We start from the raw sequence: 15,094 nt of genomic DNA on the forward strand, positions 1-15,094 counted from the left end.
AAGCCGATCTCGCCGAGATCCTGGCGGCCTGATCAAGGTGCTGGAGACAGAGTCCGGCCTCAAGGGCACCACCACCGCCGAAGCCGATCTCGCCGAGATCCTGGCGGCCTGATCAAGGTGCTGGAGACAGAGTCCGGTCTCAAGGGCACCACCACCGCCGAAGCCGATCTCGCCGAGATCCTGGCGGCCTGATCAAGGTGCTGGAGACAGAGTCCGGCCTCAAGGGCACCACCACCGCCGAAGCCGATCTCACCGAGATCCTGGCGGCCTGATCGGCACGGGCTGCCGCTATAGCCAGTCTTACACGCTCAGCAAGTTGTAAGCGTTTGGCGAGCCTGATGGCTCGCCTTTTTTCCATGACACAGTTCCACGACCCCTTTCTAAAAGAGGAGCCTTGCAATGACCTCTCTCACCCTGCGCTGCATCGGCCGCCTTGCAGAAACCCATGATGTGACCAGCTGGCAGTTTGTCGCCACCGAGGGCACGCTGCCCCCCGTGCTGGCCGGTCAGTGCGTCACCCTGCACACCGAGATAGACGGCCAGACCCTGTGCCGCGCCTACACCCTCTCCTCCAGCCCGCAGGATCCTTGCTGGCAGGTGACCATCAAGGACGTAGGAAGGGTCTCCCACCATCTGCACCAGCGCCTGCAAGTGGGGGACGAGATCCGGGCCGAGGGCCCCTTCGGCGACTTCAATCTGACGGCGCTCCCCTGCGAGCGGCCGCTGCTGCTGAGCGCCGGCTCCGGCATCACCCCCATGTGGGCCATGCTGCGGGACGAATTGGCCAGACGGCCGGACGCGGACATCCGCTTTATCCATAGCGCCCGCTCTTCCGAGGACGTGATCTTCGCGGATGAATTGGCCGCGCTGGCCGAGGCTCATCCAGGGGTGCGCCACGCGCTGGTGCTGGAGCAAGCCCCCGAGACTCACCCCTGGGTCGGTCGGCTCAGTCCGGACATGCTCAAAGAGCTGGCGCCCGACCTCCTGAGTCGCCACGTCTATCTGTGCGGGCCCGCCCCCTACATGGCGGCGGTCTGCGCCATGCTGGTTGAGCTGGGGCTGCCGGCGGCGCAGCTGCATCAGGAGTCGTTCGGTCTGCCCGAGGCGGCACCGGTTGTCACCGCTGGCGACTATTTCTGGCTGACCCTGAAGAAGAGCGGCAAGAAGGTGAAGATATTGCCGGGGCAGACCCTGCTGGCGGCGCTGGAAGGGGCGGGGGAGACCATGATGGCCGCCTGCCGCGCCGGGGTTTGTGGCAGTTGTCGCTGCACCACACAAGGGGATATCGAGCGCCAGAGCGTGATGACCCTGAGCCCCCAGGATCTGGAGAGCGGGGTGGCGCTGGCCTGCTCCTGCACCGCCAGGGGGGATGTCAGCCTCGACTACTGAGGGCGCCATTGGCAGCACACTCTTTTCCCGTTGTTGCTGGGCGAGTACACTTTGCCCAGTTTCACCAGAACACGGGATAAAAAATGACAATACTGGTCACGGGTGGTGCCGGTTACATCGGCTCTCACACCCTGGTTGAGCTGTTAAACGAAGGGGAGCAGGTGGTGGTGCTGGACAACCTCTCCAACGCCTCCCCCGAGTCCCTCAAACGGGTCGAGCGGATCACCGGCAAGGCGGTCACCTTCGTCGAGGGCGACATCCTGGACAGGGACTGCCTGCAACGGCTGTTCGCCGCCCACAAGATTGGCTCCGTGATCCACTTCGCCGGCCTCAAGGCGGTGGGGGAGTCCAGCCAGATCCCGCTCACCTACTACCAGAACAACGTGACCGGCACCCTGGTGTTGTGCGAGGAGATGGCCAGGGCCGGGGTGTTCCGCCTGGTGTTCAGCTCCTCGGCCACCGTCTATGGGGATCCCGCCTCTGTGCCCCTGCGGGAAGATTTTCCCACTGGCGCCACCAACCCTTATGGCCGCTCCAAGTTGATGGTCGAAGAGATACTGCGGGATCTCGCCAAGTCAGACTCCCGCTGGGCCATAGTGCTGCTGCGCTACTTCAACCCGGTCGGCGCCCACGAGAGCGGCCTCATCGGCGAAGATCCCAACGGCATTCCCAACAACCTGCTGCCCTACATCAGCCAGGTCGGCGTCGGCAAGCTCAAGGAGCTGGGGGTCTTTGGCAACGACTACCCGACCCCGGACGGCACTGGGGTGCGCGACTACATCCATGTGGTGGATCTGGCCATCGGCCATCTCAAGGCGCTGGCCCGCATCGAGCACGACACCGGGGTCTTCACCTACAACCTGGGCACAGGCCAGGGTTACTCCGTGCTGGAGATGGTCAAGGCGTTCGAGGCGGCCAGCGGTCGCCCCATTCCCTACCAGATCAAGCCCCGTCGCCCCGGCGACATCGCCGAGTGCTGGGCCGAGCCTACCCTGGCCCGGGACGAGCTGGGCTGGCAGGCCGAGCGCGGTCTGGAGCAGATGATGATCGACACCTGGCGCTGGCAGAGGGAAAACCCGAACGGCTACCCGGCGCTATCCTGAGTCCGTCCCTGAAAAAAAGCCCCGGCAGCGATGCCGGGGCTTTTTCATGTTGGCCAGGGGGGATTACTGGATGGCCCTGCCGGCGCGCACGTCCTCGATGGCGCCGGTCAGGCTGGCCATATCGCGGGGGGCCCCACGCAGGATCTGGTCGCCAATGATGAAGGCCGGGGTACCTGAGATACCCATGGCCTCGGCCAGCGCCCGGTTGGTGCCCAGGGCCTTGTCGATGCTGGCATCCTTGAACCTGGCCTCGGCCTTGCTCCAGTTCACACCGGCGCCCTCGGCAATCCGCTTGATCTGGGCTTCGTCGGCCAGGGGACCCTGGTGGGCGTAGAGGGCATCATGAAACGCCTGATACTTCTCCGGCTGGCTCAGCTGCACCGCCAGGGCGGCGCGGGCGGCATAGGCGGAGCTCTGGCTCAGGATGGGGAACTGCTTGTAGATGTAGCGAATGTCCTTGTCAGCGGCCAGCAGCTGCTGAATGAGGGGGTGGGCCCGCTTGCAGTAACCGCAGTTGTAGTCGAAGAACTCGACCAGGGTCAGCTTGCCCTTGGGATTGCCCGCCTCGGGATCCTTGGCGGCGAAGAGCTCCTTGCCATGGGCCTTGATCATCGCCTTGTCGTTCTCGGCCTGCTGGCCCTCCTGCTTGGCGCGCAGGGCATTGGACATCTCGACCAGGATCTCCGGGTTCTTGACCAGATAGTCACGCACTATCTGCTCGACGTCGGACTTGGTGAGCTCGCTGGCCTGGGCGGGGGTCACGAACAGGGCGGCGCCGGCCAGGGCGCAGAACAGGGCATGCTTGATCGTCTTCATTTCATCTTTCCGACAGGGTGACAGTGCCGCTTATAGTGATTTACTCATGAGTCAAGTCAAGCCATCCGCTTGAAAAAGCGCACTTTATAGCCTTTTTGTCTGACATGTGCGCCAGATAGCCCAATAAAACAGCAAACAGTCGGTCGGGGGATTTACAAGGCAGGGGGGCATGGGTAATATGCGTCGCACTGCTGCGGAGGGGTGGCAGAGCGGCTGAATGCACCGGTCTTGAAAACCGGCGATGGGCGACCATCCGTGGGTTCAAATCCCACCTCCTCCGCCATATATATAGCCCAACTGATTGATTCGGTTGGGCTTTTTTGTATCTGCAATTTCTGGTATGCCACCAGGTATGCCATTTGCTGTCGGTTGCGATGCGCCTCGATAGTGCTTCTTTGGACAGGTTATCGTTATTTCCCCTTCAATTTATTCAACGCAAGAGAGGGCCGTTGGCCCTCTCTTGCTATTTTTTTCGGTCACCTAAGAGCCGCTAACAAAACAGCTTAACAAAGCGTAGGCATAGAACGGCACAAGCTAGCGTCAACAAGGCATATCTAGCTGTGATCTCGCTCATCGATGACGCAGCGTAGTTCGGCCTTGAGGTGTCGGATTTCGGCTTGCTGGCTGGAGTCATGCTGTAGCGTTGGATCCAAGCGTAAATAGTGCGGCTGAAAACAGCGAGCCGCTTGGCGACCTCTGCTACTGGGTAATGGTGCTCAGTCACTTGTTTGACGGCGACCAGTTTGAATGCTTCCGTGTAACGTTGCTGCTTGTTCATAACACCTCCTGAATGACCTCAGTTTGAGGCTCTTGAGGTGCCTAGGAAAGTAGGGGCGATTCATTGAATGCTTCCGTGTAACGTTGCTGCTTGCTCATAACACCTCCTGAATGACCTCAGTTTGAGGCTCTTGAGGTGCCTAGGACAGTAGGGGCGATTCATTGAATGCTTCCGTATCAGGTGGCTGCTTGCTCATAACATCTCCTGAAGAACCTCGGTGTGAGGCTCTTGGGGGGCGAGGAAAGGAGAGGTTATTCAGTTGCCGATCTAGGGATGGATCGGACGTAAGTGTGATGGCGATTTAAAATGGGTAATTCATTTGACTATTTAGGTTGACCTGCACTAACCATGAGATTTAAATGGTCATCATTAGTTGCCACCCTGCACTCGGCGGAGCGATTAGGGATGCAATCCCAGGTGGTGTTCTACTCATATTATTGCGGGAAGCAGGCATATGAAGTCGATGATGCGGTCAGAACCTTATCCATTGTGCTTGTCACACCGTTTCTGGGGATTGCTGTCGATGGCCTTGCTGCTGAGCCTCTTCAGCACGGGCCTGCTAGCGAAAACCTATCCCGTTGAGCAGACTCGCATCGAGCAGTTTTTTCCGGGCGTCGTTATCTCCAAGGCCGCCGGTCCCTATCAGGTGCGCACCCTGAGCAAAGAGGGCAAGCCGATAGGCTATGCCTTCCAGACCATCGATGTCGTGAATGTTCCCGCCTACTCGGGCAAGCCCATCAACATGCAGATATTGCTCGACCCCAAGGGGGTGATCGTCGATGCCTATGTGCTCGAGCACCATGAACCCATCCTGCTGATTGGTATTCCGGAAGCGAAGCTGCATGATTTTAATGCCAGATACGCAGGCGTCGGAGTGAATCAACGGGTGGTGGTCGGCCACTCTAGCGATCCGGATGCGGTCACGATTGATGCCATCACCGGGGCGACTGTCACCGCCATGGTGGTCAACGAAATCGTCATGCACGCTGCGCACAAGGTGGCGTTGTCACTGGGTCTGGTCGAAGAGAAGATCGGTGCGAAACCCAAGCCTGCCATGGTGCGCACCGATCGCTATGAGCCCGGAAACTGGGCGACGCTCACCGGCAACGGTGCCATCCGCCGGTTGCATCTGACCCGTGGTCAGGTCGATGAGGCGTTCAAAGGGACCGAGGCGCAAGACGTCGGCACTGCCACGGCCGAGCAGGTTGACGATACCTTCATCGATCTCTACGTCGCGCACCTGAATCCCCCCTCCATAGGTCGCAATCTGCTGGGGGACAAACAGTTCCAGGTGCTGATGCAGACGCTCCAACCCGGCGAGCAGGCCGTCGCCGTGCTGGGCAGGGGGGAATACTCCTTCAAGGGGTCGGGTTATGTGCGTGGCGGCATCTTCGACCGGGTGCAACTGCGCCAGTTTGGCGACACCATCAGTTTCCGTGACTCGGATTTCCAGCGCCTCGACGATGTCTATGCGGAGGGGATGCCTGAGTTTGACGAGATGGCGATCTTTACCATCCGTGCCCATGCGGCATTTGATCCCGGCTCGCCCTGGAGCCTGGAATTGCTGGTGCGCCGCCAGACCGGGCCGGTCAAGGGGGTCTTCAGCAGTTTTGAGCTTGCTTACCAGTTGCCCGAATCCTATCTGACACGCCCCTTGCCGAGTGCCGAGGAGCTGGCCGCGGCCGAAGAGGCCGCGCGACCGCTGTGGGTGAAGATCTGGTACCAGAAGAGCGTGCAGATCGGCATCATCGGGCTTGCGCTGCAGCTGCTCACCACCATCCTGTTCTTCCAGGACAGGTTCACCCGGCGGCCCCATTTTCTGCACTGGCTGCGCCGTGGATACCTGTTGTTCACCGTGACCTACATCGGCTGGTATGCGCTGGGACAGCTCTCGGTGGTCAATGTGCTGACCTTTGTCCATGCGCTGTTCCAGGATTTTCGCTGGGAGCTGTTTCTGACCGATCCCGTCCTCTTCATCCTCTGGACCTTCACCGCCGCCACCATTCTGCTCTGGGGCCGTGGCGTGTTCTGTGGCTGGCTCTGCCCGTTTGGCGCGTTGCAGGAGCTGATCAATGAGGCGGCTCGAAAACTGAAGGTCCGCCAGTTCGAACTTCCCTTTGCGGTGCACGAACGGCTTTGGGCCATCAAGTACATCATCCTGCTGGTACTTTTCGGCATCTCGCTGGAGTCGATGCAGATGGCCGAACAGGCCGCCGAAGTGGAACCCTTCAAGACGGCCATCATCCTCGGGTTCGATCGTCAATGGTGGTTCGTGCTGTACGCCGCGCTACTGCTGGTGATCAACCTCTTCACCCGCAAGGTCTACTGTCGTTACATCTGCCCGCTGGGGGCTGCGCTGGCGATCCCCACCAAGCTGCGCCAGTTCGACTGGCTCAAGCGGCGCAAGGAGTGCGGCAGCCCCTGCCAGCTCTGTGCCAAGGAATGCGAGATCCAGGCCATCCACCCGGATGGGCGGATCAACGCCAACGAATGCCACTATTGCCTCGATTGTCAGATGACTTATCACAATGAGCGCAAGTGCCTGCCGTTAGTGATGAAAAACAAGCAGGCCAAGCGTGGCGGCCAAGGACAGGTTGGTATTGAACGGATACCTGTCACCTCAATTGAAACCTGAACAATCAATAACCCTCGTGAGGCGAGTCCGTTCGCCCCGTCAAAAACGATAAAGGAGTCGGTTTATGAGTGATAAGTATCCTGAGAATGCCGAGCAGGCGTTGAATCAAGGCGGCCTCAGTCGTCGCAGCTTCTTCAAGGGGGCAGGCGCCCTGACGGGGGCCGCGCTGGCCACCACGGCCTTTGGTGGCGCGGTGATGAGCCGGGAGAGCTGGGCCGCGGCCGTTTCCGAGGCCAAGCAGAACATTCATGTCGCGCCAGGGGATCTGGATGACTACTACGGCTTCTGGAGTGGTGGTCATCAGGGCGAGGTGCGGGTCCTGGGCATCCCCTCCATGCGTGAATTGATGCGTATTCCAGTGTTCAACGTCGATTCCGCCACCGGCTGGGGGCTGACCAATGAAAGCCGCCACATCATGGGCGAAAGCGTCAAGTTCCTGAACGGTGATTGTCACCATCCCCACATCTCCATGACCGACGGCAAATACGACGGCAAGTACCTGTTCATCAACGACAAGGCCAATAGCCGGGTGGCCCGCATCCGGCTGGACATCATGAAGTGCGACAAGATGCTGACGGTGCCCAACGTCCAGGCCATTCACGGTCTGCGCCTGCAGAAGGTGCCGTACACCAAGTACGTGTTTGCCAACGCCGAGTTCGTCATTCCCCATCCCAACGACGGCACCACCTTCGATCTGCAGGATAAAAACAGCTACACCCTGTTCAACGTCATCGATGCGGAGAAGATGGAGATGGCCTTCCAGGTGATTGTCGATGGCAACCTGGATAACACCGATGCGGACTACACCGGCACCTATGCGGCGTCTACCTGCTACAACTCGGAGAAGGCCTACGATCTGGGCGGCATGATGCGCAACGAGCGTGACTGGGTGGTGGTATTCAACATCCCGCGTATCGAGGCAGCCATCAAGGCCGGCAAGTTCGTGACGCTGGGTGACGCCAAGGTGCCGGTGGTTGACGGGCGGGAAGGCTCCGAACTGACTCGATATATCCCGGTGCCAAAAAATCCCCACGGTTGCAACACCTCGTCCGACGGCAAGTACTTCATCGCCAACGGCAAGTTGTCACCGACCGTGAGCATGATCGAGATCGCCAAGCTCGACGATCTGTTCGCGGGCAAGCTCAAGGATCCGCGCGAGGTGATCGCGGCCGAGCCTGAGCTGGGTCTGGGTCCGTTGCACACCACCTTCGATGGCCGCGGCAACGCCTATACCACGCTGTTCATCGACAGCCAGGTGGTGAAGTGGAACATGGCCGACGCGGTGCGTGCCTATCAGGGCGAGAAGGTCGACTACATCAGACAGAAACTCGATGTGCAGTATCAACCCGGCCACTTGCATGCGTCTCTGACGGAAACCAGCGAAGCCGATGGCAAATGGTTGGTGGCGCTGTGCAAGTTCTCCAAGGACCGTTTCCTGCCTACCGGCCCGCTCCACCCGGAAAACGATCAGCTGATCGACATCTCCGGTGAGGAGATGAAGCTGGTGCATGATGGTCCCACTTTCGCCGAGCCCCACGACTGCATCCTGGCTCGCCGGGATCAGATCAAGACCCGCAAGCTGTGGGATCGCAAGGATCCTTTCTTCGCACCCACCGTAGAGATGGCGGCAAAAGACGGCGTCAAGCTGGAGACCGATAACAAGGTGATCCGCGATGGCAACAAGGTGCGGGTCTACATGACCTCGATGGCCCCGGCCTATGGGATCACCGAGTTCAAGGTCAAGCAGGGGGATGAAGTCACGGTGGTGATTACCAACATCGATCAGATCGAGGATGTCAGCCACGGTTTCGTCATGGTCAACCATGGCGCCAGCATGGAGATCAGCCCGCAGCAGACGTCCTCCATTACCTTCACCGCCGATAAGCCGGGCCTGCATTGGTACTATTGCAGTTGGTTCTGTCATGCACTCCACATGGAAATGGTTGGTCGCATGCTGGTCGAGCCAGCCTAACCATAGTGTCGGGTGGTGCCGATGGCATCGACACCACCCGAATATCCAGGATCCAGGACATGAACCCTCTATCGGTATTACCGACCTTGCCAAGGCAGGCCCGGAGCACTGTTGCGCTGTTGGTGCTGGGATGTTGCTGCATTGGTGCGGCCTTTGCGGCACCTCAATCCATTCGTTCCCTGCCCTTGCAACCCGATGGAGAGGCGCGTTGGCGTCTGCCTGCCGGAGAGTACCGGGGGCAGTTCCGTATTGACGAATCCCTGGTGCTCCGTTGCGAGGCGGGGGCGGTGCTCAATGCTGAAGGGGAGGGCAATGCCCTCACCATCGCCGCGCCGAACGTGACGGTGCAGGGCTGCACTCTGACCAACTGGGGTAACAACCTCACCAAGCTCAATGCCGCTGTCTTCATCCAGCGGGAAGCCAGTCACGCCAAGGTGCAGGCCAATCGGATGCAAGGACCGGCCAGCGGGATCTGGGTGGATGGCACGAGCAACGTCAGCCTGCTGGATAACGTGATCGAGGGAGAGCTGCGACTGCGCTCGCAGGATCGTGGCAATGGCATTCATCTCTATGCCGTGCACGGGGCGCGGGTCATCGGTAATCGGGTACGCCATGCCCGTGACGGCATCTATATCGACACCTCCAACGGCAACAGCCTCGAAGGCAATCAGCTGGAAGATCTGCGCTACGGCATTCATTACATGTTTTCCAACGATAACCGGGTGATCGGCAACCTGACCCGCCGCACCCGCACCGGTTATGCGCTCATGCAGAGTCGCAAGTTGACCGTGATCGGCAACCGTTCCGAGCAGGATCAAAACTACGGGATCCTGATGAACTACATCACCTACTCCACCCTCAGGGACAATCTGGTCACTGAGGTTCGTGACGGGGGCGCGGGCGAAGGCATGATCTCCGGTTCCGAGGGCAAGGCGTTGTTCATCTACAACTCGCTCTTCAACCGCATCGAGCACAACCGTTTCGAGAGCAGTGCGCTGGGGATCCATCTCACTGCGGGTTCGGAAGACAACCTCATCAGCGACAACGCCTTTATTAACAATCGGCAACAGGTCAAATATGTCGCCTCCCGGCGGCAGGAGTGGTCGGTGGCGGGCCGCGGCAACTACTGGAGCGATTATCTGGGCTGGGACCGTAACAACGACGGGTTGGGAGAGGTGGCCTACGAACCGAACGACAACGTGGACAGGCTGCTCTGGCGCTATCCACAGGTCCGACTGCTGATGAACAGCCCCGGCATCGAGGGGTTGCGCTGGGCCCAGCGCGCCTTCCCCATCATCAAATCTCCCGGCGTGCAGGATAGCTACCCGCTGATGCAGCCTCCCGCCATCGCCCCTCATCCACAGGAGAACCCCTCATGAACGCGGTCGACATTCAGGGCGTACACCAGCGCATCGGTGGCATGACCATATTGCAGGACGTGAACCTGAGCCTGCAGGAAGGTGAGGTGCTGGGGCTGTTCGGCCATAACGGTGCGGGCAAGACTACCAGCATGAAGCTGATCCTCGGCCTGTTGAGCCCGAGTGAAGGGCGGGTGCAGGTACTCGGCGGTCGGCCACAGGATCTCAACGTGCGCCGTCAGCTCGGTTATCTGCCGGAAAACGTAACCTTTTATCCACAGCTCACGGGGCGGGAGACCCTCGCCCATTTTGCCCGTCTGCGGGGGGCGCCCCCCGAGCAGGTGGTGGAGTTGCTGGACCAGGTCGGGCTCAGCCATGCGGCGACGCGTCGGGTGAAGACTTACTCCAAGGGGATGCGCCAGCGGCTCGGTCTGGCCCAGGCACTGCTTGGCGAGCCGCGTCTGCTGTTGCTCGATGAACCCACGGTGGGGCTGGATCCCATCGCCACCCAAGAGCTCTATCAGCTGATCGATCGCCTGCGCCAGGGGGGCACCAGCATCATCCTCTGCTCCCACGCGCTTGCCGGGGTGGAGGCCCACCTCAATCGCGTCGCCATTCTGGCCGGTGGCCGCTTGCAAGCCGTGGGTGATCTCGCCCAGTTGCGCGCCGACACGGGCTTGCCGGTGCGGATGCGCATCCACGGATTGGAGGATGGCAACCATTGGATTGGCCGCTGGCGGGAGGCGGGCCACCAGACTCGCTTGCTCGATGCACGGAGCGTGGAAGTGGTGGTGCACAACGGCCACAAGCTGGCGTTGCTGCGCGAGTTATTGGGGGAATGCGAGCCCGGTGACATAGAGGTGCATCAACCTTCGCTGGAGGATCTCTATTGCCACTACATGGCGCGAGCCGATCAGGTGAACCGGAAGGAGGTACGGCCATGAATCAGGTCTGGAACATTGCCCGCAAGGAGTTCAGCGATGGTCTGCGCAACCGCTGGCTACTGGCCATCAGCCTGCTGTTTGCGGTGCTGGCGGTCGGCATTGCCTGGCTCGGTGCTGCCGCCTCCGGCCAGCTGGGATTTACCTCCATTCCCGCCACCATCGCCAGTCTGGCGAGCCTTGCGACCTTCCTGATGCCCCTCATCGCCTTGCTGCTGGCCTATGACGCCATTGTTGGCGAGGAGGAGAGCGGCACTCTGATGCTGCTGCTGACCTATCCCCTCGGCCACGGCCAGATCCTGATGGGCAAGTTTGTCGGTCACGGCCTGATCCTGGCACTGGCGACCCTGCTCGGTTTTGGCTGCGCCGCCCTGGCCATTGCCGTGCTGGTGGATGACATCTCCCTCTCCACCCTGGTCTGGGCGTTCGGCCGTTTCATGGTGTCATCCACCCTGCTGGGCTGGGTCTTCCTCGCCATGGCCTATGTACTGAGCAGCAAGGTCAGCGAGAAGTCCCGTGCCGCCGGGTTGGCACTGGGCGTCTGGTTCCTGTTCGTGCTGGTGTTTGATCTGCTGTTGCTGGCACTGCTGGTGCTGAGCGAGGGCCATTTCAGCGCCACCCTCCTGCCCTGGCTGCTATTGCTCAATCCGGCCGATATCTATCGGCTGATCAACCTCTCCGGCTTCGAAGGGGAGAGTGGCGGCTTGGGGGTGCTCTCCCTCGGGAGCGAATTGCCCTTTTCTACCGACATGCTTGGGTTCTGCCTGTTGTTGTGGGTCGGCGTGTCGCTGTGGCTGGCTTATGCCGTGTTTCGTCGTCGCTCGGTCTGAGCCGGGTATAACAAGGATAGTAATATGCTGAATTCAAATAGTTTTTGTCTTAAAGGCAGCCTGATGGCCCTGCTGCTGGCGCTGGCCGGTTGCAACGATGTCGGCTCGAACCCGCACATTTATGATCCCGTCGCCTTTCACTCCGGCGACGAGTGTCACATCTGCGGCATGGCGATCACCGGCTTTCCCGGCCCCAAGGGCGAGGCGGTGGCTAAACAGGGTGCGATGAAATTCTGCTCTACGGCCGAGATGTTTGGCTGGTGGCTGCAACCGGAGAACCGGGAACAAGATGTCACCCTGTATGTGCATGACATGGCACGCTCGACCTGGGAAAAACCGGATGATGATGCCCTCATCGATGCCCGACAGGCCTTCTATGTCGTCGGCGCCAACCTGAAGGGGGCCATGGGGGCTGCACTGGCCTCGTTCGCCCGCGAGGAGGATGCCGAAAGGTTTGCAACCAGCCAGGGCGGCAGGCTGGTGCGGTTCGAGCAGATAGATCTTGCCTTGCTGCAACCTGATCCCCAGTCCCATCCAGCTGAACCGCACGGCAGCCCGGCGACCCATTGATAGGCTGGCACCGACCACATTTATTCATCCCTTATCACTCATTACATCGCAGGAGGATGCTCCCATGATGGGGATCAGCGTTTGGAAGCTCTTGATTATTCTCGCCATTGTCATCGTGTTGTTTGGCACCGGACGCCTGGGTGGCATAGGTTCTGATCTGGGCAAGGCCGTGCGGGGATTTCGTAACATGCTGGGCGATAAAGAGAGCCAGTAAGAAAACATCATCCGGTTACCCCCAATCTCTGCAGCCCTTGGTCGCGTCGGCCGCCAGCATGACGGAATGCGGAATGCGGAATGCGAGTGGCCGGATACCAAGCGGGGCATTGCTGCCTCCATCAACATAAGGAAATACCAATATGAAAAGAAACGTGTTTTCACTGCTTGCCCTGGGGGCTGCTGTTTGTCTGCAACCGGCCATGGCAACTGACGGCGAGACGTTATTCAAGAGCAAGCCTTGCGTGGGTTGCCACATGGTGGATGCCAAGCTGGTCGGCCCCTCACTCAAGGAGGTCGCCGCCAAGTATGCCGGACAGGCAGACGCGGCCACCCTGTTGGCTGGCCGCATCAAGAATGGTACCCAGGGCGTCTGGGGGGCCGTGCCCATGCCGGCCAACGCCGTCACGGAAGAGGAGGCCAAGACCTTGGCCGAATGGGTGCTCAGCCATAAAAAATAACAAGCCGCTTGGACTCGCGCTGAAGCCTGGTGTGAATGCTGGGGTGATTGGCGATACCTCAGTTGAATGCTGATGATGGTCTCGGGCACGTTGTGGTGCCGGTGTCGTTTGGCCAGTTGTTCCGGGAGTTCAGTCAGGTTGGCCAACCGACCCCTGAATCGCTCCGACTTGCCTAGACAGATCACAGCCTGCATAGCCCAACTGATTGACTCGCTTTGACTTTTTCGTCTCTGCGCTTTGTAGTGCGCCACTTGTATGCTCATTCCATCCTGATCCCTTTCGGCTGGACAGTCGGCGGCTGTGCTGGGGGAGGAGATGGCCGAGGCCATGCCAGGATCTGCGCCATGGCACCCATCCGATCCTCCTGCGAAAGCATCAATGAAACAGGGACTGGCGAAGCAGTCCCTGTGTCAGCTTGATGGGGATGACCCGGGCCTGCGCTCAGGTTACCCCATAGGGGATAGCGCGGCTCGGCAATGCCGGCCGTTGAAACCGCCAGCACCCTTGCCGGGCAATCAGCGGCACAGCTTGTAATACACCTCGTTCCAGCGCAGCTGCTCCTTGAGCGCGGGGATGCGGGTGTGCTCGTCAATCACCACGCACTCTATGCCCAGGATGTCGGCGAAGGTGCGCAGTTGCTCGATGTCTACCGCCTGGGTGAACACCGAGTGGTGGGCGGCGCCCGCCAGGATCCAGGCCTCGGCGCTGGTCTGCAGGTCGGGCATGGGCTGCCACAGGGCGCTGGCCACCGGCAGTTTGGGCATGGCCTCTGGCAGGTCGACCACTTCGAGCTGATTGACCACCAGCCTGAAGCGGTTGCCCAAGTCGATGAGGCTGGCATTGACCGCCTTGCCGGCCGGGGCCGCAAACAGCAGGCGGGCCGGATCGGCCTTCTTGCCAATCCCCAGGTGCTGAGCATCCAGCACGGGTTTATCGGCGGCGATGGAGGGGCAGACCTCCAGCATGTGGGCCCCCAGCACCAGGTTGTTGCCCGCCTCCAGGTGGTAGGTGTAGTCCTCCATGAAGGAGGCGCCCCCCGGCAGTCCTGCCCCCATCACCTTGAGGGTGCGCAGCAGAGCCGCGGTCTTCCAGTCCCCTTCGGCCCCAAAGCCGAAGCCTTGCTGCATCAGGCGCTGGCAGGCCAGCCCCGGCAGCTGGTGCAGGCCGTGGAGATCCTCGAAGGTGGTAGTAAAGGCGCCGAAGCCGCCGTCGGTGAGGAATTTCTTCATCCCCAGCTCCTGGCGCGCCGCCTCATAGAGGGAGGCGCGAAGCACCCCGCCCGCCTGCACCGCCTCGGTCAGGGTGTAGGTCTGCTCGTATTCGGCCAGCAGCGCCTCGATGTCGCTGTCAGGCACGGCGTCGATCACCTTGACCAGATCCCCCACCGGGTGGTAGTTCACCTGATAGCCGAACTGGATCTGGGCCTCTATCTTGTCGCCCTCGGTGACCGCCACGTTGCGCATGTTGTCGCCAAAGCGGGCGATCTTGAGGTGGCGGCTGTCGTGGATGGCGGCGGCTATGCGCATCCAGTTGCCTATCTTCTGCCTGGCTTCCTCATCCTGCCAGTGGCCCACCACCACGGTGCGCGGTAGCCGCAGCCGGGCTCCCATGAAGCCGAACTCGCGCCCGCCATGGGCTGTCTGGTTCAGGTTCATGAAGTCCATGTCGATCTCGCTCCAGGGCAGATCCCGGTTGAACTGGGTGTGAAATTGCAGCAGGGGTTTTTGCAGCTGACTCAGGGCCGGGATCCACATCTTGGCGGGGGAGAAGGTGTGCATCCACACCATGAGCCCCACGCAGCGCTCGTCGTGGTTGGCATCCCGGGCCACCGCGCTTATCTCATCGAGGGTGGTGCCTGTGGGCTTGAGCACTATCTTGAGGGGCAGATTCGCCCCCTCGTTGAGCTGGCTGGCGATGGTGTGGGCGTGATCGGCCACCTGCTTCAAGGTGGTGGCGCCATACAGGTGCTGGCTGCCGACCAGGAACCACACTTCCAGCTGTTTCATCAATTCCATCTTGGTGTCCTCT

Annotated in this window: 12 protein-coding genes, 1 tRNA gene and 1 pseudogene; 11 read left to right on the forward strand and 3 right to left on the reverse strand. The window is 60.6% G+C overall.

Features of this window, described 5'->3' with window-relative positions; genetic code table 11:
* The first annotated feature begins 399 nt into the window (after window positions 1-399).
* Window positions 400-1,389, forward strand: coding sequence for an FAD-binding oxidoreductase (locus ACW5W4_RS15105; protein ID WP_456689922.1), 990 nt, complete (start codon window positions 400-402; stop codon window positions 1,387-1,389).
* 83 nt (window positions 1,390-1,472) lie between these two features.
* Window positions 1,473-2,492, forward strand: a complete 1,020-nt coding sequence (galE, locus tag ACW5W4_RS15110; protein ID WP_456689923.1) for a UDP-glucose 4-epimerase GalE — start codon at window positions 1,473-1,475, stop codon at window positions 2,490-2,492.
* 63 nt (window positions 2,493-2,555) lie between these two features.
* On the opposite strand, the gene ACW5W4_RS15115 is transcribed toward galE, so the two are convergent.
* Window positions 2,556-3,308: a DsbA family protein gene (locus tag ACW5W4_RS15115; protein WP_408772274.1), complete on the reverse strand. Its 753-nt coding sequence runs from the start codon at window positions 3,306-3,308 to the stop codon at window positions 2,556-2,558.
* Window positions 3,309-3,503: 195 nt separating this feature from the next.
* On the opposite strand from ACW5W4_RS15115, the gene ACW5W4_RS15120 reads away from it, so the two are divergent.
* Window positions 3,504-3,591: transfer RNA gene (locus ACW5W4_RS15120), tRNA-Ser, on the forward strand.
* Window positions 3,592-3,871: 280 nt separating this feature from the next.
* Here the strand turns inward: ACW5W4_RS15120 and ACW5W4_RS15125 are convergent.
* A pseudogene (locus ACW5W4_RS15125) lies at window positions 3,872-4,086 on the reverse strand (transposase); the annotation flags it as partial.
* 454 nt (window positions 4,087-4,540) lie between these two features.
* On the opposite strand from ACW5W4_RS15125, the gene nosR reads away from it, so the two are divergent.
* The 8 genes from nosR (at window position 4,541) to ACW5W4_RS15165 (ending at window position 13,066) form a co-directional block, all read left to right on the forward strand.
* On the forward strand, window positions 4,541-6,721 hold the full coding sequence (nosR, locus tag ACW5W4_RS15130; protein WP_456689924.1) for a transcriptional regulator NosR: 2,181 nt from the start codon (window positions 4,541-4,543) through the stop codon (window positions 6,719-6,721).
* 64 nt (window positions 6,722-6,785) lie between these two features.
* Window positions 6,786-8,693 (forward strand): TAT-dependent nitrous-oxide reductase, encoded by a 1,908-nt coding sequence (gene nosZ, locus ACW5W4_RS15135; protein WP_456689925.1) that lies wholly within the window; start codon window positions 6,786-6,788, stop codon window positions 8,691-8,693.
* 59 nt (window positions 8,694-8,752) lie between these two features.
* Window positions 8,753-10,072, forward strand: coding sequence for a nitrous oxide reductase family maturation protein NosD (locus ACW5W4_RS15140; protein ID WP_456689926.1), 1,320 nt, complete (start codon window positions 8,753-8,755; stop codon window positions 10,070-10,072).
* Window positions 10,069-10,995 (forward strand): ABC transporter ATP-binding protein, encoded by a 927-nt coding sequence (locus ACW5W4_RS15145; RefSeq protein WP_456689927.1) that lies wholly within the window; start codon window positions 10,069-10,071, stop codon window positions 10,993-10,995. The genes ACW5W4_RS15140 and ACW5W4_RS15145 overlap by 4 nt, the downstream gene beginning before the upstream one ends.
* On the forward strand, window positions 10,992-11,822 hold the full coding sequence (locus ACW5W4_RS15150) for an ABC transporter permease (RefSeq protein WP_456689928.1): 831 nt from the start codon (window positions 10,992-10,994) through the stop codon (window positions 11,820-11,822). The genes ACW5W4_RS15145 and ACW5W4_RS15150 overlap by 4 nt, the downstream gene beginning before the upstream one ends.
* Window positions 11,823-11,885: 63 nt before the next feature.
* Window positions 11,886-12,392, forward strand: coding sequence for a nitrous oxide reductase accessory protein NosL (locus tag ACW5W4_RS15155; protein WP_456689929.1), 507 nt, complete (start codon window positions 11,886-11,888; stop codon window positions 12,390-12,392).
* A gap of 64 nt (window positions 12,393-12,456) precedes the next feature.
* The gene (tatA, locus tag ACW5W4_RS15160) at window positions 12,457-12,606 is read left to right on the forward strand and encodes a twin-arginine translocase TatA/TatE family subunit (RefSeq protein ID WP_427260471.1); all 150 of its coding nucleotides are present in this window, start codon (window positions 12,457-12,459) and stop codon (window positions 12,604-12,606) included.
* A gap of 142 nt (window positions 12,607-12,748) precedes the next feature.
* Window positions 12,749-13,066: a c-type cytochrome gene (locus ACW5W4_RS15165; protein WP_456689930.1), complete on the forward strand. Its 318-nt coding sequence runs from the start codon at window positions 12,749-12,751 to the stop codon at window positions 13,064-13,066.
* A gap of 515 nt (window positions 13,067-13,581) precedes the next feature.
* Here ACW5W4_RS15165 and araA read toward each other — a convergent pair.
* Window positions 13,582-15,081 (reverse strand): L-arabinose isomerase, encoded by a 1,500-nt coding sequence (gene araA, locus ACW5W4_RS15170; protein WP_456689931.1) that lies wholly within the window; start codon window positions 15,079-15,081, stop codon window positions 13,582-13,584.
* Window positions 15,082-15,094 lie beyond the last annotated feature (13 nt).

The sequence above is a fragment of the Aeromonas crassostreae genome (genome assembly GCF_054052445.1).